Source organism: Mesorhizobium sp. M0491 (genome assembly GCF_040321265.1).
In the GTDB taxonomy this organism is placed as follows: Bacteria; Pseudomonadota; Alphaproteobacteria; order Rhizobiales; family Rhizobiaceae; genus Mesorhizobium.
Genome location: NZ_JAMYRE010000027.1, coordinates 63024 through 81000, shown reverse-complemented (window position 1 = coordinate 81000; position 17977 = coordinate 63024). Strand labels below are relative to the sequence as shown.

The following is a 17977-nucleotide window of genomic DNA, read 5'->3' as shown; positions in this document are numbered from 1 at the left end:
TGGCCTCCAATCCAGCCAGCATCTTGAATCACAAACATCCGGCTTTGGGAATCCTACGATTCTCTCAAAATAGGAATCGCTCTAGGCGATGCCGCCCAAAAGTTCCTCCGCCCTGGAAACAGCGGCCGCCTGATGTGGCTGCAAGGGTTGGCCGGCATAGCTTTCGAAGACAGGCAGGAACGGGTCGTCGATATGCGTCCTGATGCCGGACAGCTGCTCCATCACCGCCAGGCCGCAATAGGGAACGTAGGAGGCCGAATAACCGCCCTCATGCGACATCATCAGGCGCCCGCCGCAGAGGTCGTCCGCCGCCTGCATCAACATCCGCGTCATGTCGCGGTAGCTGCCGCTATGCAGCATCATGCGCCCCAGCGGATCGGCCGCCGAGGCGTCGAAGCCCGACGGCACGACGATGAGATCAGGCTTGTAGCGATTGAGCGCCGGTAGCACGACGCGTTCGAAGACGGACATGTAAGCGCCGTGGCCGCAGCCGGCCGGCAGCGGTACATTGATGTTGTAGCCTTCTCCCTTGCCCTCGCCGCGTTCCTTGTGAAGACCGCTGTCATCCGGATAAAGCCCGTCCTGATGGATCGAGATGGTCAGCACCGACGGGTCCGAATAGAAGGCGGACTGGGTGCCGTTGCCGTGATGAACATCCCAGTCGACGCTGGCGACCCGCTCGAAGCCATGTTTGGCCCGGTTCTTCAGGATAGCGACCGGAACGTTGCCGAACAGGCAAAAGCCCATGCCTTGCCCGCGCTCGGCATGATGGCCGGGCGGTCGTACCAGCGCATAGCCATTGTCGACATCGCCGCTCAACACCGCATCCATCACCGCTGCCGTGCCGCCGGCGGCCAGACAGGCGATTTCGTAGCTGCCATGGCCGAAGGGGGTGAGATAGCTCGCATCGCCGCCGCGCCCGTCACTGAGCAGCTTGATACGGCTGATGTAGTCGCGGTCGTGAAACAGGGCGAGGTCGTCCTCGCTCACCGCGACGGAGGCGATCTTGGACAATTTTTCGGTCAGGCCCGAAACCTCCATCAGATTGCGGAATCTGCGTTTCGTGTCGGCATTCTCCGCATGCTCGCCGGGCTCGATGGTCAGGCTCGGCTGAAAGAACTGCGCGGCATTGCCGGTCTCGTGCCAGAGATAGAGTTCGTGGAAATTCCAGCCTGTCGTCATGTTTTGTTTCCTAGCCCGCCAGGATCATTGACGCGGCGCGTTCGGCGATCATGATCGTCGGCGCGTTGGTGTTGCCCGACACCATTTTCGGAAAGACCGAGGCATCGGCGATGCAAAGCCCGTCCAGCCCATGAACCTTCATCGACGTGGGATCGACGACGGCCATCGCATCTGAACCCATGCGGCAGGTGCTGGTCGGGTGATAGAGCGTCGTGCAGTGGCCGCGTATATAGTCGGCGATCTCGGCGTCGCTCTCGCATTCGGCGCTCGGCGTGATTTCGCCGACGAGCATTTCGGCAAGCGGCGACTGCGCCGCGATGCGCCGGCTGATGCGGATGCCTTCGACCAGCGTGGCGATGTCCGAGCCATCCTCGTCGCTGATGAAGTAACGTGGGTCGATCGCCGGATATTCGATTGGATTGGCCGAGCGCAGGCGAATCTCGCCGCGGCTGTCTGGCCGCTGCAACGTGGTGTGCAGCGTGATGCCGGGCCTGGACGAAAGGAACCGAACATAGTCGCGATGCGGGCTGATGGCGCCGTAAAGCTGCAGGTCCGGCTCGATATCGGGCCGGCTCTTGACGAAGCCGCCCGCCGCCACCCAGGGTGAGGAACGCGGACCGCTGCGCGATGTCTGCCATTCCGCGAAGTCGCGCTGCAGCGTCTCGTCGGTCCAGGCGCCGACGCCGATCTTGTCCTTGGTATAGAAGGTGATCGGAATGTTGATGTGGTCCTGCAGATCCTTGCCCACGCCCGGGAGGTCGTGCACGGGAGCAACGCCGACCTGGGCGAGTTCGTCGGCCGGCCCGATGCCCGAAAGCAGCATCAGCTGGCAACTGCCGATCGAGCCCGAGGACAGCACCACCTCGCTGTCGGCGAAAGCGGTCTCAGGTTCGCCATTGACGAGATAGCGGATGCCCTTGACCCGGCCCTTCTCGACGATCAGGCCCGTCGCCAGCACACCGGTTTTCACGGTCAGGTTGGGTCGTTCCCGCGCCGGGCGCAGATAGGCCTTGCCGGTGCCCCAGCGTTCGCCATTCTTGATGGTGAACTGGAACAGGCCGACGCCTTCCTGCTCGACGCCGTTGAAATCGCGGTTCTGCTTGTAGCCTGCGGCCTTGCAGGCCTCGATCCAGGCAAGCTCGTTGGGATCGACATGTCCGACATTGCCGATATGGAGCGGCCCGTCGGCGCCGTGCAGCGGGTCGTTGCCGAGTTCGGCATTGCTTTCACTGGCCTTGAACACCGGCAGCACGTCAGCCCACGCCCAGCCGGGGCAGCCCATCGCCGCCCAGCCATCATAGTCGGACGGCAGGCCGCGAATATAGATCATGGCGTTCAGCGCGCCGGAGCCGCCGATCATCTTGCCGCGCGGCCAGAACACCCGCCTGCCGCGGCAGCCGGCCTGCGGCTCGGTGTAGTAGCTCCAGTCGACTTGCGTGTTGAACATGGTCGGCCAGTCCGACGGCACGTCCGAGGCGAGCGGCGCCTCGCGCCCGGCCTCGAGCAGCAGCACCTTGCGGGCAGGATCGGCGCTGAGCCGGTTTGCCAGCACGCAGCCGGCCGAGCCGGCGCCCACTATGATCGTATCGAACATCGTCAGTCTCTCACTTTCCGGCCGGGGTCGGGCTTTGCACAATGCTGCTTGCTGCCGGCTTGCTGTCGGGGCTGTCGGGGCTGGCGCGACGGCGCCCGAGCCAGTCGATGAGATCACCAAAACGGCCGACCAGCCCCTTGGGCATCAACACCACCGACAGGGCGATGATCAGGCCGAGCCCGAGCGTGCGGAACTCGCCGCTCTCTCGCATCAATTCGTCAGCCAGCACCAGCACCACCGTCCCGACCAGCGGTCCCCAGAACGTGCCGACGCCGCCGACCACGACGATGGCGATGATGAACATAAGTTGCGACATCGACAGCACACCGGGGCCGATCGCCTGGAAATGCGCGGCATAGAAACCGCCGGCCAGCCCGGTGAAGAAGGCGGAGATGCCGAACACCAGAAGCTGCGCCTGGAAGCGGTTGACGCCGCGGGCCACCGCATAGCCCGGATTGTCCTTCAGCGCCCGGAAGGCAAGGCCGATAGGGCTTTTGACGATCGCGTAGGTGAAGACCATGGTGAGCGCGAACAGCACCGCGATGATGGCGTAATTGCCGACCAGCCACTGCGCCCGGAGCAAGGCCCTGGTGCCGAGGTCGCCGAAGCGGGCAAAGCCGACGGCGCCGCCGGTGAACTGGCGGCAGACGGAGCCGACCATGACGAAACATTCGGTGTCGGTGACGATCAGCAGATACATCGTCTGGGCGATCGCCAGCGTCAGCAGCGCCACATAGACGCCGGTCAGGCGAAGGCAGGCGAGGCCGACGACCAGCGAGAACAGCACGGAGCCCAGCGCGCCCGGCACAAGTGCTGCCCAGACGTTCCAGCCGAAATAGAAGCAGAGCATCGCCGTCGCATAGCCGCCGAACGCAAAGATCGCCATTTGCGCCAGCGAGAAGATGCCCGAGAAGCCGAACAGGAGGTTCCACTGCGAGGCGATCGTCGCATAGAACAGCGCCAGCACGATCTGGCCAAGGATGTAGCGGCTGTCGACCAGGAACGGCAGCGCGATCGCCGCCGCGATCAGCATCAGGCTGATGGCAAGATCAGTCCTGGCCGAGCGAGACATGGAGGAACGGGACATGGGGCGTGTCTCTGTCATGATGCCCCTCACATGCGCCGGATTTCGGCGTGGCCGAAAAGGCCGGACGGCCGCCAGATCAGCACGGCAATGACGACGAACAGCAGCGATGGAAAGCCCCACCTGGCGCCCAAGGCGTACTGAACGAAGGATTCGAGCAACGCCAGCCCAAGTGCTGCTGCGATGGCGCCCGGCAGATTGCCGAGACCGGCGACCACGCACATGATGAAGGCCTTCAGCATCGGGTCGTTGCCGAGTGGCGGCGACAATTGCGTCATCGACGAGACCATGACGCCGCAGATGCCGGCGAGCGCGCCCGACAGCATCAGCACCTGCAGGTAGACGCGGTTGACGGCGACGCCCATGAGCTGCGCCGCGTCGCGGTTCTGCGCCGTCGCCCGGATCGCACGGCCCATCCGCGTGCGGCCGAGCGCCGCCGAGACGACCACCATCATCACGACCACCACCGCGATGATCAGAAGGTTCTGCCAGGGCAGCGTCAGCGGTCCCAGGCGTAAGGCACCGGCGATCGAAACCGGCTGCTTCAGCGGCTGCCCGCCATAGGTCAGGAGGATGGCATTCTCGAGGGCGATGCCGATGCCGACCGTGGCGATCATGACGTTGGCTTCGAATGTCGATTTGTCATTCTGCAGGAGATTGCGAACGATCGCGAAATAGAGGATGGCGCCGGCCAAAGCACCCGCGACGATGGCACCGGCGAAACCGATCGCGACCGGCAGGCCGAGCGAGGTGATCACCGTGAAGGCGACGTAGCCGCCAAGCGTCAGCATCGCCGCATGGGCCATGTTGAGCATGCCCATCGAACCCCAGACCAGCGACAGCCCGACCGTCGCCAGCGCATAGAGCGCGCCCGAGGTGAAGCCGGCGACGAGAATGGCCATGAGAACGTCGGTCATGGCGTCAGCCTCCGAGGTAGGTTGCGAGGAGTTCGTCGCGCGCCATCAGTTCGGCGGGCTTGCCTGACCAGACGATGGCGCCGTCGTCGAGCAGATGCAGGCGGTCGGCGAGGTCCTCGACCCGGGCCGGGTTCTCCTCCACCAGCAGGATCGTGCGCCCAGCCTTGCTCAGTTGCGAAATGACGTCGTAGACCTGATCGATGATCAGTGGCGCGAGGCCAAGCGACGGCTCGTCGATCAAAAGGATGCGCCCGCCCATCATCAGGCCGCGGCCTATGCCGACCATGCGCCGTTCGCCGCCCGACAGGCTCGAGGCGATCTGGTTGCGACGGTCGGCAAGCTTCGGCAGAAGCGCGTAGACCTCGTCCAGCCGACGCGTGATCTCGGCCTTGTCCGGCGCGAGATAGCCGCCCATCAAAAGGTTTTCGAGCACGCTCATCTGCGCGAACAGCATATCGCCCTGCGGCACGTGGGCGACGCCCAGCATCGCCGTCTCATGCGGCTTGCCGGACAGGCGCCGGCCGTCGATGCTGATCTGACCGCCGCGCAGCGGCACCAGGCCGGAAATGGTCTTGAGCAATGTCGACTTGCCATGGCCGTTCGGGCCGACGACGGTGATGAATTCACCGGCGTGAACGGTCAGCGAAATGCCCTTGAGCACGTCGAGTCCGTCATAGCCGCAGACGATGCCGTCGAGTTGCAGGACAGGTGGTTTTGCGGCTGCGCCCGTCATGGCGTTCCCCCCACCGCCGGATTCGTCATGGCGGCTTGCTCATCGAAGAATTTCTTCAGCCGTTTCTGCGTGCCCTGGCCGAGATAGGTTTCGACAACGGTCTGGTCCTCGGCGACCTTGTCCGGCCGGCCTTCGAATATCACCTTGCCATGGTGCATGATGATCACGCGGCTGGAGAGCGCCAGGAGAAAGCGCATGACGTGCTCGATCAGGACGATCGTCAGTCCCTGGTCGCGCAGTTTCAGCACCATCGCCATGATCTGGTCGATCTCGGCGACGTTGAGCCCGCCCACCGGCTCGTCGAGGAAGAGCATTTTCGGCCGGGTGGCGATGGCGCCGGCAATCATCAGCAGCTTGCGGTCGAGCACCGGCAGCCGCGCCACGGTCTCGTCGGCCTTGGCCGCAAGCCCGACGAAGTCCAGCGCTTCGATCGTTGCCTGCCGGACATCCTCGCCGAGGCGGAAGCCGGCCAGCCTTCGCCGCTGCCGGCCGAAATAGGCGGCGATCTCGATGTTTTCGCGAACGGTCAAGCTGTCGAAGGCGGCATTGAGCTGGAAAGTGCGGGCGATGCCGAGTTGGCAGATGCGGTCGGCCGGAAGCGCCGAAATGTCGGTGTCGCCGAAATGCACCCGGCCGCCACTGGCCGGCGTGATCCCTGTCACCACGTCGAAGAAGGTCGTCTTGCCGGCGCCGTTCGGCCCACCAATGCCAACGATCTCGCCCGCATTGACCACCATCGACACGCCGTCGACGGCGGCCAGCGAGCCGAACCGTTTGACCACACTGTCACAAACCAGCATCGGACCGGCGGCCTCAGTCATATTTCTCACCCAATGGAGCCGGTCGGGCAAAGGGCCCGGCCGGTGTCGTTGGTTTCATTTCCGCGTCCGGTCACTTGATCCATGGCGGCAGGATGAAGCTGTCCGTGGCATAGAGCGCCGGCGCGATCAGCTTCGGATCGGTTTTGTAATCCTGATGCTGCAGGAACTGGTGCGGCATGCCAAGCGACGGATCGGCCACCTGCGTCGGATAGCAGAAGGCCGATTGGCCGGCCGGATCGGCCCGGTAGGTGCCGTTGACCCCGCGATAGACCAGGCGCTTCATCGCATTGGCCACCTTGGTGGTCTGCGCCTTGTCCATCGGTTCGCCTGGACCACCGGCGATTGCCGCGGCAAGCGCCCACATCCACAGGCCGTCATAGGTCTGCGATCCCGTGATGTAGGCCGAGTTCGGGCCGAATTTGGCCCGGTAGCTCTCGCGGAACGGCTTGGAGAAGTCGTCCGGCAGGCAGCCGATCACCGTCGAATAGACGACGCCGTTGACCGCCTCGCCGCCGATCTCGCGGAAAGCCGGCAGCGATGGTCCGTACTGCATGTAGATCAGGCTGTTGATCGGCTCGGCGAGGAACTGGACCATGAACTGCGCCAGGTCCTGCGGCAGGAAGTGCGTGACCAGGATCGCCGCCGGCGGGTCCTGGCGGAGTTTCGCCAGCGTTGGTCCCCACTGGTTGGTCGGGAACGGAACGGTCTCGAACAGGCTGACCTCGAAGCCGTATTCGGCGGCCTTGTCGCGGATCGCGTTGGCGATGACGATCGAATATTCGTTGGCAGACGGGATGATGGCGATCTTCTTGTTGGGCGCCTTCCATTTGCCGTCCGCGGCAAGCGTCTTGAGGAAGTTCAGGCAGCCCGGTCCATACCAGAACTCCGGCGGATCGCCCTGGAAGGAGCTGTAATAGCGGGCAGGGTCGGTCTTGAACTTCTCATTGTGCGAAATCAGCGTGTTGTAGTGCATCATGATGACGTCGTTGTCGGCGGCGACGTCCATCTCGATCATGTTGGTGCCGAGATTGTAGCCATTGATGATGACCGGCGCCTCGAAGCGGTCGATCAGGCGCTGCATCGACTGGCTGACGAGGTCGGCGCCCATTTCCTTGGTGTCTTCGATGTGGATCTCGACAGGCCGGCCGAGAATGCCGCCCGCCGCATTGATCTCCTCGGCGGCAAGTTCGAGACCGTTCTTGAACTCGATGCCGTCGGCGGCGGCGATGCCGGACATCGGCAGGGCCGAGCCGACCGGAATGGGCTTGGTGTCCTGGGCGATCGCCGCAGTGTTCATATCGGCAAGAAGCGCGGCACCGGCCGCACCCGCGCCGACCACGCCCTGCAGCATTGCACGTCTGTTCATCATGGCAAAGTTCCCCTTTTGGCGTTGGTTAGAGTCTTTTCTTCATGCGAAATCTTTCACACCAGATCTTTCTGGCGAAACGCGTGGGTCATGGGCACGAAAGCGGCTTCCAGGTCGGCTGCCGCCGAAAGCACGCGGGCATCGTCGCCGCGCGCGCCGATGATCTGGAAGCCGACGGGCAGGCCCGCCTCGGTCATGCCGCAAGGGATGACGCAGGCCGGTTGCTGGCTGAGATTGATCGGGTAGCTGAACGCCGCCCATTCGATCCATCGCGAGAGGCCGCTGCCCAGAGGCACTTCAAGGCCAACGTCGAAGGCTGGAATCGATGTCCCCGGCGAAACGATGAAATCATAGTCGTCTAGCAGCCGGTCCATGGCGGCGCCGAATTCGGCGCGCTCCAACTGTGCGGCGACGAGCGTATGGACGTCGAACGCCGCCCCAGCCTGCGCGATCTCCAGGAAGCCCGGATCGATGCCCGCCCGTTCGCTCGGCGGAACCAGCGCCAGCCGCGCCGCGGCGCCGGTGAACCAGTGATGCTGGAACAGATCGAGGAGATCGCCACCGGGAAGGTCAATCGGCTCGACCGTCGCGCCGAAGGCGTCGAAACACGCCAAGGCGTGGGAGACGACGGCGGCGATCCCGGGATCCAGCGCTCCTGAAGGCGGCTTCGACCAGTAGCCGATCCGGGCGCCCCGCAAAACTTCTTCGATCCGACCAAGCGGCGCCAGCGTTCCCACGCCTTGCTGCCAGTCGCTGATATCGCGGCCGGACATGGCGCCGGCCATGACGGAAAGATCGAGTGCTGTCCGCGCCATCGGTCCGATATGGGCGACGGTTCCGAACGCGCTGGACGGATAGGCGGGCACGCGGCCGAAGGTCGGCTTCAATCCGGCGATGCCGGTGAACGAGGCCGGAATGCGGATCGAGCCCCCGCCATCGGTACCGAGATGGAAGACGCCGGCGCCGGTGGCGGCGGCCACCGCCGCTCCGCCGGAGGAACCGCCGGGGGTCTTTTGCGCATTCCAGGGATTGCGCGTGATGCCGCAGAGGCCGCTGTCGGTAATCGCCTTCCAGCCGAATTCGGGCGTCGTCGTCTGTCCGATGAAGACGGCGCCGGCTCTGCGCAGCAGGGCAACGGCGGGGGCATCCTTGTCATAGGCGGCGGAAGTCGTCGTCCTGCTGCCGTAACGCACGCTCCAGCCCTCGACCCAGACGATGTCCTTCAGCGTCGTCGGTATGCCGTCGGCTTCCGACAGCGGCTCGCCTGCCCGCCAGCGTTTCTCGGAAGCACCTGCGGCCTCGATCGCACCCTTGCGGTCGATCATGGTGAAAGCGTTGAAAAGCGGATTGATCGCTTCGGCGCGATCCAGCGCCGCCAGCGTTACCTCGACGGGCGACAGCGATCCAGCGCGGTAGGCGGCGCTAAGCTCCGCAGCAGCCAGGCGGCACAGAACATCGGCGTCGGCAATGGGAGACAGCCCATTCGGCATGCAGTTCGAACCCCTCACTTCATGGCCGCTCTTGCGGCAGCCTTGTCAGCCCGGGCAATCTGGCGGGTTTTTTCATCACCATAAAATGTATTGTTGTGGGGAACATTCGCTATTTAATGTAACAAAGAGCCATGAATCTGACCATTCGGCAGTTGCGCTATGTCTGCGAAGTCGCCCGCCTTGGCAGCGTGCTGGCGGCCTCCAGATCGCTCTACATCTCGCAATCCTCCATCCTCGGGGCGATCACTCTGGCCGAGGCCGGGATGGGGGCGCGCATTTTCGACAGGCGGCCGGCGCGCGGCGTCTCCATCACGCCGGCCGGCCAACGCTTCGTCGCCGCCGCCCGCATCATGCTGGCGGCGGAAACGGAGTTCAACCGGTCGATCGGAGACCTCAACGGGCGCGTGCCGAAGGTCCTGCGCATCGGCTGCTTCGAGCCGTTCGGCGCGCTGTTCATGCCGGAGATGCTGCGCAGCTATCTCGACAGCGTCGGCGATGTCGAGATCGACCTTGTCGAGGCCGACCAGGTCCAGTTGCAGGAACGGCTTGTCGCCGGCCAGATCGATCTGGCCATTCTCTACGATATCGGTCCAATCGGTATCGACAGCGTCACCCGCATCTGCAAGGTACCGGCGCATGCCGTGCTCAATGCAGACGATCCCCTTGCCGCGCGCGACGGCATCTGGCTGGCGGAACTGGCGGCACGTCCGCTGGTGCTGCTCGACCTGCCGCACACGGCGACCTATCTCCTGACCCTGTTCGACGTGCTGGCGAAACGGCCGGAGGTGCGCTTTCGCACGCGCTCTTACGAAACGGTGCGCTCGGCCGTCGCCTCCGGCTTCGGCATGGCCGTCCTCAACATGCGGCCGATCGGCCGCGCCACCGCCGATGGCGAGGAGATCGTTCGAAGACCAATCCTCGATGAACTGCCGCCACCGACGCTGATCGTCGCCGACATGTACGGTTCGGCAAAGCCACTCTTCGTGCGTGTCTTCATCGACATGTTCCATCGCTTTTTCAGCGCGGTGGGCCCTTCGGGCTTTTCGGTGACGACGCCGGAGCGCGAACCTTTTCTACTGGTCGCCAGGGAGGATGGCTGAGCCGCCCCCTTGGCGTTGCGGACATTTACAGGACTGGCGTTGCAACCGCGCCGGAGGCGCGGGTTCCGGATCGAGATGTTCGAGATCGACGGCCGGCTCGGCGAAGCCTACCGGCGCGACAAATGACGAAGCCGGCGCATAGATTGCATGAGCACTGGCCGTTGCCGCTAAACTGAAGTTTTGGCGCAACCACTCGGTTGCGGGCGCGTTTGTGAGCAAGGGCATCGATTGGAGGGATAGATTCGTCAACAGTTCCAAGCAAAAGCGCCCGAATTACGAAACTCGCTGCGGTGCGCTGGCTCGCGCTGTGGTTATGCTTGGGAACCTGTTCCAGCTGCTCGGGAGCCCAGTCGGCGCTTGATCCGGCCGGAGAGGAAGCGCGCCAGATCGCTGACCTTTTCTGGCCCATGGCCATTGCTGGCGGTTTTATCTGGCTGACGGTCATCGGTCTTCTGGTCCACGCGACGCGTCATGAGCGCACTCCCATAGACGAGCGTATTGCAAGCCGGCTGATTTTCTGGGGCGGGGCAGCCATTCCTTCGCTACTCCTCTTTCTCTTGCTAGGCTATGCGCTTTGGTTGATGCCTGGACTGAGACCTTTCGCACGAGCCGGCGAAGCCAATGGTCTCAGGATCGAAGTGACCGGTGAGCAATTCTGGTGGCGGGTCGCCTACCACCCGGCTGACGGCGGAGTTCCTATTCTTTCCGCCAACGAGATCAGGCTGCCGGTTGGCGAGCGCGTCGAGTTCTTGCTGAAAAGCACCGACGTCATCCATTCCTTCTGGATTCCCGCGCTCGGTGGCAAGATGGACATGATCCCGGGTCGCGTGAATCGGCTCTCGTTGCTGGCTACCAAACCTGGCACCTACCGCGGCCCTTGCGCGGAATATTGCGGGACCTCGCACGCGCTGATGACCTTCACGGCCGTCGCCATGCAGCCCGCTGCCTTCCGGGAATGGCTGGCTGTGCGGGCGAACCCTTCGCCCGGCGCATCCTTGCCCGGACGCGACATATTCCTTCGCAACGGCTGCGGCGCGTGCCACCGCGTTGCGGGCACACAAGCTGAGGGTGGTGTCGGCCCGGATCTCTCGCATATGGGTTCGCGGGGAACGATTGGTGCCGGCGTTTTGCCCACCGACGATGAGGCCGTTCGTAGCTTCATCGCCCATCCGCATTTGATCAAGCCGGGTTCGAAGATGCCCGACTTCAACATGTTGCCCCAACAGGACATCGCCGAAATCGCCTCCTGGCTGAAGGGACTCGAATGACAACCCTCAAAGCCCGCATCAAGCGAAACGCCTTGCCCTCCGCAGAGAAGATCGAGGAAGAACAGCTGCGCCTCGTCTGGAAGACGCCGATCGGCTGGCGTTACTGGACTTCGGTCAACAATACGCAGGTTGGCCTCTGGTACGGGGGTGCGGCCTTTGCCTTCATGCTGTTTGGCGGCGTGCTGGCGCTTCTTGTGCGCACGCAGCTCGCGGTTCCGAGAAACAATTTCCTCTCTGCCGACTTCTATAACCAGGCCTTCACGCTGCACGGCACCGTGATGATGTTCCTGTTTGCCGTGCCCATCTTCGAGGCCGTCGCCATCTTTCTGCTGCCGCCAATGCTCGGTGCGCGTGAACTGCCATTTCCCCGTCTCGGCGCCTTCGGCTTCTGGAGCTTTCTGATCGGCGGTGTCTTCGTTTGCGGTTCGATCTTCTTCGACGCCGCTCCCTCTTCAGGCTGGTTCATGTATCCGCCTCTTGCCACTGACAAGGCATATTCCGGCATTGGTGCCGACATCTGGCTGCTGGGCCTCTCCTTTATCGAAGTCGCCTCCATTGCTGCGGCGGTCGAACTGATCGTCGGCATCATGAAGTGCCGCGCGCCGGGCATGCGCATCAACCTAATGCCACTGTTCGCCTGGTACCTGCTGATCGTCGCGGGCATGATCCTATTCGCTTTTCCGCCGCTGATCGCCGGCGACATCTTGTTTGAGATGCAGCGCATGTTCGACTGGCCGTTCTTCGACCCGACGCGGGGCGGCGACCCACTGCTGTGGCAGCACCTGTTCTGGATCTTCGGGCACCCCGAGGTCTACATCATCTTCTTGCCCGCCATCGCGCTGATGGCGATGATCGTGCCAACCTTTTCGCAACGTCCGATCGTCGGCTATTCCTGGATCGTGCTTGCCGCTGTCGGCACCGGCTTCCTATCGTTCGGCCTCTGGGTCCACCACATGTTCGCGACCGGCCTGCCGCAGATCTCGCTGGCATTCTTCTCGGCCGCCTCGGAAGCGGTCGCGATTCCAACCGGCGTGCAGATCTTCGTCTTCATCGCCACCATGCTGGCCGGACGTGTCATCTTCTCGGTGCCGATGCTGTTCGGCGCCGGCGGGCTCGCTATCTTCGTCATCGGCGGGCTGACCGGCGTGATGGTCGCGCTCGTGCCGTTCGACTGGCAGGCGCACGATACCTATTTTATCGTCGCACATCTGCATTACGTGCTGATCGGTGGAATGCTGTTCCCGCTGGTCGCCGGCGTTTACTATTATTACCCGCTGATCAATGCGCGGATACTCTCGCCCCGTCTCGGGCGCACCGCCTTCTGGCTGATGTTTGCCGGCTTCAACGTCGCCTTCTTTCCGATGCATCTCAGCGGCCTGCGCGGGATGCCGCGCCGCGTCTTCACCTACCCCGAGGGGATCGGTTGGGACTGGCTGAATCTCATCTCCACGATCGGCGCCTATGTTTTCGCGGCAGGGGTGCTGGTGGTTGTCTTCGATGTTGTACGGCCGAAGCATCGCGAACCCCGCAGCGAGCAGAATCCGTGGAAGGCGGGCACGCTCGAATGGCTGAACGAGCCCGAGGAGAACTGGGGCGTTCGATCCATTCCGATCATCGAGAGCCGGTATCCGCTTTGGGACCAGGCGGATCTGATGCAAAAGGTCAATGAGGGCGCCTATTATCTTCGCAGTGCCAAGGAGAATCGCCGCGAGACGCTCATCACCTCGGTGCTCGACGCCCATCCGCTGCAGTGCCAGCGCGTGGCGACATCAACCACGATCACAATAATCTCGGCCGCATTGCTCGGCGGCGTTTTCGTCGCGCTCACCTTCGAACTCTGGATCCTCGCCCTATTGTCGGGCATCGGCACGCTCTCTGCCATTTTGTGGTGGCTCTGGACCGGCACCGGCGAAACCCCGGAAAAGAAGACCAAGGATGTCGGCCTTGGACTGCGCTTGCCGCTCTATGCCTCCGGTCCGGATTCTGTTGGCTGGTGGGCGATGTTCATTACGATGGTTGGCGACGGAACTGCGTTCGCCAGCCTCATCTTCGGCCATTTCTTCTACTGGACCATCCATCCCGACTTCACTCTGGGGCAGCCGGGTCCCGGTATGCGGTGGCCGATGATCGCGCTGTCTCTCTTCGTCGCCGCATGGGTCGCGATGCTTGGTGCGCGCCGACTGAACGCAAGCGGGTGGATCGACGGCGCACGCGTTGCGCTTGTTGCCGCGTTTCTGCTGACGCTTGCTGCCTCTGCAGCCGGTTTTGCCGGGCCCTGGCAGCATGACATGCAGCCGACAGCGCATGTCTATCCGGCGATCGTCTGGATTCTCGTCATCTGGGCGCTTGCTCATGCCGCGGTCGGATCCGTCATGCAGCTCTATTGCCTTGCGCGCAGCCTCGCCGGTCGCCTGACGCGGGAGCACGACATGGAACTGCACAACGTCGCGCTCTACTGGCATTTTATGGCGATCACCGCTGTCATCACCTTCGCCGTCATCGGCCTTTTCCCTGAAGCGATGTGAGACGGTGATGCGCATCATTCCCAAAGAGGTCGAAACGCTCTGGACGCTCTTCACCGCGCCCGTGATCTGGGCCGGACATTTCCTCGCCTGTTACGCACTGGCCGCAATCTGGTGTGCAAAGCGCGGTGACCTCGGTTTCGCTGTCGTCCAGGCTGGCATAGTGGCTATGACGCTGGCGGCACTCGCGATGATCGTCTTGTCCGGGTGGCTCGCCTGGAGGCAGTGGGGCTTCGGCACGAACGACCCGCCGCACGACGATCCCTCAGCGACGGACCGCAACCTCTTCCAGGGGTTTGCCACGCTACTGCTTTGCGGCCTGAGCTTCGTCGCCGTGCTCTACGTGGCGTTGCCGCTGCTCTTCATCGACGGATGCTCCTCATGAGGACGACAAGCCTGTTGCTGGGCTTCGTCACCCTCGCGCTGGTCTGGGCGGGACCGCTGCTCGATGCATGGCGTGGCTCGTTCGCGGCCCACATGCTTGCCCACATGGGCGTCGTCGCGATCGCGGCGCCGCTGATCGCGATCGGTATTGCCAGGACGATACGCTCCGTGGCCACCGCCGCTCCCCTTATCGCCTCTCTCGTCGAACTGATTGTCGTCTGGGGCTGGCATGCGCCGGCTGCGCGCCAGTGGGCCGAGACATCGACCATTGCCACCATGATCGAGCAGGTGTCCTTCCTTGGCGCCGGGCTGTTCCTGTGGCTGACGTGCGTGGCGCCGCGCAATTCCGATGCGCCGGCTAGGGACGCTGCCGGCGCCTTCGCGTTGCTCCTGACCTCCATCCACATGACGTTGCTTGGCGCGCTGCTCTCGCTCGCCTCGCGACCGCTCTATGGCCTCGGCGATGTGACGTGCTTCGGCCTCGTGCTCGGGGCGGGACAGGACCAGGCGCTCGGCGGCATCATCATGTTGATGATCGGCGCTGCCGCTTACCTCGCTGGAGGCGTCTTCCTGCTTGCCAGGCTCCTAGGCGGCAAAACCGAGAGGCTGGCCGGCTGATGCACGTCAACTGGAAACACTTGGCGATAGGCCTGGTGATTTTGCCGGTCGCCGTGCTTTTCGCGACCTGGATCGGCTTCTTCAACGTTGGCGCCTCGACCGGCCACTGGAAGGTGACCGAGTGGTTCCTCCACTTCGCCATGCGCTCGGCCGTACGGACATACGCACTCACGGTCAAGGTGCCGGACGAGCTGCCGCGCTACGCTATTCAGCCGGCTGCCGGCCATTTCGCCCGCGGCTGCGCCATCTGCCACGGCGCGCCCGGCGAACCGCGATCGCCCGCCGTCCTTGCGATGCTGCCGCAGCCGCCGGACCGTGTCGGTAAGGTCGGCGAATGGACGGACGCCGAACTCTTCCGCATCGTCCAGCACGGCGTGCGCTTCACCGGCATGCCGGCCTGGCCGACGCAGCAGCGCGACGATGAAGTCTGGGCGATGGTTGCCTTCCTGCGCGAACTGCCGATGATGGACCAGGCGCGGTGGCGCGACCTTGCTTATGGCAGTAGCGAACCGCCGACTGGCCAAACACGAGGCCTCGAACGCGCACTCGCCGACTGTACCCGCTGCCACGGCACGGATGGGCTCGGCCGGAGCCCCGCAACGCCCGTCTTGGCCTCTCAGCGCGAAACCTATCTTTTTGAAAGTTTGAGAGCCTACGCTGCCGGCCACCGCCAGAGCGGTGTCATGGGAATTTCTGTCACCGCTGTCGACCCTGCACTCCTCGCCGATCTCGCGCGGCATTTTTCCGCGCTGCCTGCGCCTGCAACGTCAACGCAACCGGACCGTGCCCGGATCGCGCGTGCCGATGAGATCGCGCGACGCGGCATTCCGGAGCGCGACGTTCCGGCATGCCTGGGTTGCCACGGTCGTCCGGACCGCAACCCCATCTATCCGGAACTGTCCGGACAGCCCGCCAAATACATTGCGACCCAGCTCGAGCTTTTCCGCGAGGAAAAGCGCGGCGGCACGCGCTTCGCCCATCTGATGCGCAACGCTGCTAAAAACCTCTCGGACGAAGATATTGCCGCACTGGCCGCCTATTTCGCGCAAATGTCGCGTGCCGCCGCAACCGGAACGCCCTGATGGCGTTACGTCACTGTCCCAATCTCGGGAATATCTGATGCGAAAAATTCTCGGCGTTTTACTCGTCATTGTCGCCTTCGTCGTAATCGCGGGGGCGAGCTTGTTCTTCTTCTCGCGCGAACAGGCCACCGTTCCGATCGAGCAGACCTACGGTCCAAACCCGACGCTCGCCGAACCCAATCCGACCTGGATACCCACGGTCCATGTTGCCGAGGCGACCCCTTGGCCCCAAGGCAAGATGCCGGTCGCCGCCCAAGGCTTCGCCGTCAACGAATTCGCTGGCGGCCTCGACCATCCGCGCTGGCTGCACGTGCTGCCCAATGGCGACGTGCTGGTCGCCGAAAGCAACGCGCCGCCAAAACCTGACGAAGGTTTTTCCATACGTGGCTGGTTCATGAACCTGTTCCAGAGCCGGGCTGGCGCCGAGGTGCGGAGCGCCAACCGTATCTCGCTGTTACGCGACGAGAACGGCGATGGCGTGGCTGAGACCAGGACAGCCCTCCTCAGCAGCCTCTTCTCGCGCTTCGGCATGACGCTGCTCGACGGCAAGCTCTATGTCGCCAATGCCGACGCGGTCGTCGCTTTCCCCTATCGCGACGGCACCACCGAGATCACTGCTCCGTCCGAGAAGATCGTCGACCTTCCGGCCGGCCGCAATCACCATTGGACCAAGGACGTCATTGCCAGTCCGGACGGAATGAAGCTCTATGCCACCGTGGGCTCCAACTCCAATGTCGGCGAAAACGGCATGGAGGAGGAAGAAGGCCGCGCCGCCGTGCACGAAATCGACCTCGCGACGCGGCAGACGCGGCTCTTTGCGTCGGGTCTGCGCAACCCGAACGGCCTCTCCTGGAACCCTGAAAGCGGGGAACTCTGGGCGGTCGTCAACGAGCGGGACGAGATCGGCAGCGACCTCGTTCCCGACTACATGACATCGGTCAGGGATGGCGCCTTCTACGGCTGGCCCCACAGCTATTTCGGCCAACACATCGATGTCAGGGCGCAGCCACCGCGTCCGGACCTCGTCGGCAAGGCGATCGTGCCCGACTACGCACTCGGGGCGCACACCGGGTCGCTTGGGCTCACCTTCAACACCGCCGACCTGTTCGGCCCGCACATGAAGAATGGCGCCTTTGTCGGCCAGCATGGTTCATGGAATCGCATGCCGCGAAGCGGCTACAAGGTGATCTTCGTGCCGTTTGCCGACGGCAAGCCGTCGGGGCCGCCACAGGACGTGCTCACCGGATTTCTGAGCAACGATGACAAGGCATTCGGCCGTCCGGTTGGCGTCGCCATCGACCGAACTGGCGCATTGCTGATCGCGGATGATGTGGGCAACAAGATTTGGCGGGTTATCCCGGCGGCCGACTAGGCCGGCGCGTTGCTTCGGCGCGTGGAAGGGTTGGGCTCATGGGCCAAAACGACCGAGGAGCCGAGCGGATCGTCACCATTTTTGGCGAAACAGGGTTTCTCGGGGGACGATCGAGATGCCGATGGCGCTCGGTCTGGTTGGCGGCGCCACCAGACGCGTCCGCTGGCCCACATCGCGCTCGAGATCCTCGGGGTGATGGCCGAGGCGGCGGTGACTGTCGGCCTGGCACAGAACATGGCGGCGATTCCGGCGCTGGCCAACTTATCCTGAATGAGGGTGCGAAAAGAATGCATGGCTCCAAGTTAGCTGCGGTTTGCGCGCCCAAGGCTGGTTTGATCAACTGCACACCAGGACCGTGACGATAATTGAAACCGTCGAGAGCTCCGGCCCTTGGGCCAAACGGCCACATAAGTTTATTCGTTTTTGACCAATACGCGTCGGCGG

The 17977-nt window shown here is 63.6% G+C and carries 16 protein-coding genes; 8 read left to right on the top strand and 8 right to left on the bottom strand.

The window, feature by feature from the left end; all coding sequences use genetic code 11:
• Positions 1–81: 81 nt before the first annotated feature.
• The 8 genes from NKI69_RS28595 to NKI69_RS28560 all read right to left on the bottom strand — a co-directional run bounded on the left by NKI69_RS28595 (position 82) and on the right by NKI69_RS28560 (position 9187).
• Positions 82–1182: a histone deacetylase-like amidohydrolase gene (locus tag NKI69_RS28595; RefSeq protein ID WP_128302563.1), complete on the bottom strand. Its 1101-nt coding sequence runs from the start codon at positions 1180–1182 to the stop codon at positions 82–84.
• A 10-nt stretch (positions 1183–1192) separates the two neighbouring features.
• Positions 1193–2776 (bottom strand): GMC family oxidoreductase, encoded by a 1584-nt coding sequence (locus NKI69_RS28590; protein ID WP_352722993.1) that lies wholly within the window; start codon positions 2774–2776, stop codon positions 1193–1195.
• A gap of 10 nt (positions 2777–2786) precedes the next feature.
• Complete coding sequence (locus tag NKI69_RS28585; protein WP_023809006.1) at positions 2787–3863, bottom strand: branched-chain amino acid ABC transporter permease; 1077 nt, start codon at positions 3861–3863, stop codon at positions 2787–2789.
• Between the two features lie 26 nt (positions 3864–3889).
• On the bottom strand, positions 3890–4777 hold the full coding sequence (locus tag NKI69_RS28580; RefSeq protein WP_023809005.1) for a branched-chain amino acid ABC transporter permease: 888 nt from the start codon (positions 4775–4777) through the stop codon (positions 3890–3892).
• A 4-nt stretch (positions 4778–4781) separates the two neighbouring features.
• Positions 4782–5510, bottom strand: a complete 729-nt coding sequence (locus tag NKI69_RS28575; RefSeq protein WP_023809004.1) for an ABC transporter ATP-binding protein — start codon at positions 5508–5510, stop codon at positions 4782–4784.
• Positions 5507–6331: an ABC transporter ATP-binding protein gene (locus NKI69_RS28570; RefSeq protein WP_031212363.1), complete on the bottom strand. Its 825-nt coding sequence runs from the start codon at positions 6329–6331 to the stop codon at positions 5507–5509. The genes NKI69_RS28575 and NKI69_RS28570 overlap by 4 nt, the downstream gene beginning before the upstream one ends.
• A gap of 70 nt (positions 6332–6401) precedes the next feature.
• Positions 6402–7700: an ABC transporter substrate-binding protein gene (locus tag NKI69_RS28565; protein ID WP_031212361.1), complete on the bottom strand. Its 1299-nt coding sequence runs from the start codon at positions 7698–7700 to the stop codon at positions 6402–6404.
• A 53-nt stretch (positions 7701–7753) separates the two neighbouring features.
• On the bottom strand, positions 7754–9187 hold the full coding sequence (locus tag NKI69_RS28560) for an amidase (RefSeq protein WP_050592623.1): 1434 nt from the start codon (positions 9185–9187) through the stop codon (positions 7754–7756).
• A gap of 131 nt (positions 9188–9318) precedes the next feature.
• Here NKI69_RS28560 and NKI69_RS28555 point away from each other — a divergent pair, with 131 nt between their 5' ends.
• From NKI69_RS28555 to NKI69_RS28520, 8 genes are all read left to right on the top strand, one after another.
• Entirely contained in the window at positions 9319–10287 is a 969-nt protein-coding gene (locus NKI69_RS28555) for a LysR family transcriptional regulator (protein ID WP_023809000.1), read from the top strand.
• A gap of 290 nt (positions 10288–10577) precedes the next feature.
• On the top strand, positions 10578–11555 hold the full coding sequence (gene coxB, locus NKI69_RS28550; protein WP_352722992.1) for a cytochrome c oxidase subunit II: 978 nt from the start codon (positions 10578–10580) through the stop codon (positions 11553–11555).
• Positions 11552–14080: a cytochrome c oxidase subunit I gene (gene ctaD, locus NKI69_RS28545; RefSeq protein ID WP_023808998.1), complete on the top strand. Its 2529-nt coding sequence runs from the start codon at positions 11552–11554 to the stop codon at positions 14078–14080. Before coxB ends, ctaD begins: the two co-directional genes overlap by 4 nt.
• A gap of 7 nt (positions 14081–14087) precedes the next feature.
• Positions 14088–14462, top strand: coding sequence for a hypothetical protein (locus tag NKI69_RS28540; protein WP_023808997.1), 375 nt, complete (start codon positions 14088–14090; stop codon positions 14460–14462).
• A complete protein-coding gene (locus NKI69_RS28535; protein ID WP_023808996.1) occupies positions 14459–15079 on the top strand; it encodes a cytochrome c oxidase assembly protein in 621 nt (206 codons plus the stop codon). Before NKI69_RS28540 ends, NKI69_RS28535 begins: the two co-directional genes overlap by 4 nt.
• Entirely contained in the window at positions 15079–16161 is a 1083-nt protein-coding gene (locus NKI69_RS28530) for a c-type cytochrome (protein ID WP_352722991.1), read from the top strand. The genes NKI69_RS28535 and NKI69_RS28530 overlap by 1 nt, the downstream gene beginning before the upstream one ends.
• Positions 16162–16198: 37 nt before the next feature.
• Positions 16199–17533, top strand: a complete 1335-nt coding sequence (locus NKI69_RS28525; protein WP_352722990.1) for a PQQ-dependent sugar dehydrogenase — start codon at positions 16199–16201, stop codon at positions 17531–17533.
• Between the two features lie 81 nt (positions 17534–17614).
• Positions 17615–17803, top strand: a complete 189-nt coding sequence (locus NKI69_RS28520) for a hypothetical protein (protein WP_352722989.1) — start codon at positions 17615–17617, stop codon at positions 17801–17803.
• Positions 17804–17977 lie beyond the last annotated feature (174 nt).

Excerpts from the sequence above, each read along its gene's own strand:
- NKI69_RS28595 (WP_128302563.1), bottom strand. The coding sequence starts at position 1,182 with ATGACGACAGGCTGGAATTTCCACGAACTCTATCTCTGGCACGAGACC.
- NKI69_RS28590 (WP_352722993.1), bottom strand. The coding sequence starts at position 2,776 with ATGTTCGATACGATCATAGTGGGCGCCGGCTCGGCCGGCTGCGTGCTG.
- NKI69_RS28585 (WP_023809006.1), bottom strand. The coding sequence starts at position 3,863 with ATGTCCCGTTCCTCCATGTCTCGCTCGGCCAGGACTGATCTTGCCATC.
- NKI69_RS28580 (WP_023809005.1), bottom strand. The coding sequence starts at position 4,777 with ATGACCGACGTTCTCATGGCCATTCTCGTCGCCGGCTTCACCTCGGGC.
- NKI69_RS28575 (WP_023809004.1), bottom strand. The coding sequence starts at position 5,510 with ATGACGGGCGCAGCCGCAAAACCACCTGTCCTGCAACTCGACGGCATC.
- NKI69_RS28570 (WP_031212363.1), bottom strand. The coding sequence starts at position 6,331 with ATGACTGAGGCCGCCGGTCCGATGCTGGTTTGTGACAGTGTGGTCAAA.
- NKI69_RS28565 (WP_031212361.1), bottom strand. The coding sequence starts at position 7,700 with ATGATGAACAGACGTGCAATGCTGCAGGGCGTGGTCGGCGCGGGTGCG.
- NKI69_RS28560 (WP_050592623.1), bottom strand. The coding sequence starts at position 9,187 with ATGCCGAATGGGCTGTCTCCCATTGCCGACGCCGATGTTCTGTGCCGC.
- NKI69_RS28555 (WP_023809000.1), top strand. The coding sequence starts at position 9,319 with ATGAATCTGACCATTCGGCAGTTGCGCTATGTCTGCGAAGTCGCCCGC.
- ctaD (WP_023808998.1), top strand. The coding sequence starts at position 11,552 with ATGACAACCCTCAAAGCCCGCATCAAGCGAAACGCCTTGCCCTCCGCA.
- NKI69_RS28540 (WP_023808997.1), top strand. The coding sequence starts at position 14,088 with ATGCGCATCATTCCCAAAGAGGTCGAAACGCTCTGGACGCTCTTCACC.
- NKI69_RS28535 (WP_023808996.1), top strand. The coding sequence starts at position 14,459 with ATGAGGACGACAAGCCTGTTGCTGGGCTTCGTCACCCTCGCGCTGGTC.
- NKI69_RS28530 (WP_352722991.1), top strand. The coding sequence starts at position 15,079 with ATGCACGTCAACTGGAAACACTTGGCGATAGGCCTGGTGATTTTGCCG.
- NKI69_RS28525 (WP_352722990.1), top strand. The coding sequence starts at position 16,199 with ATGCGAAAAATTCTCGGCGTTTTACTCGTCATTGTCGCCTTCGTCGTA.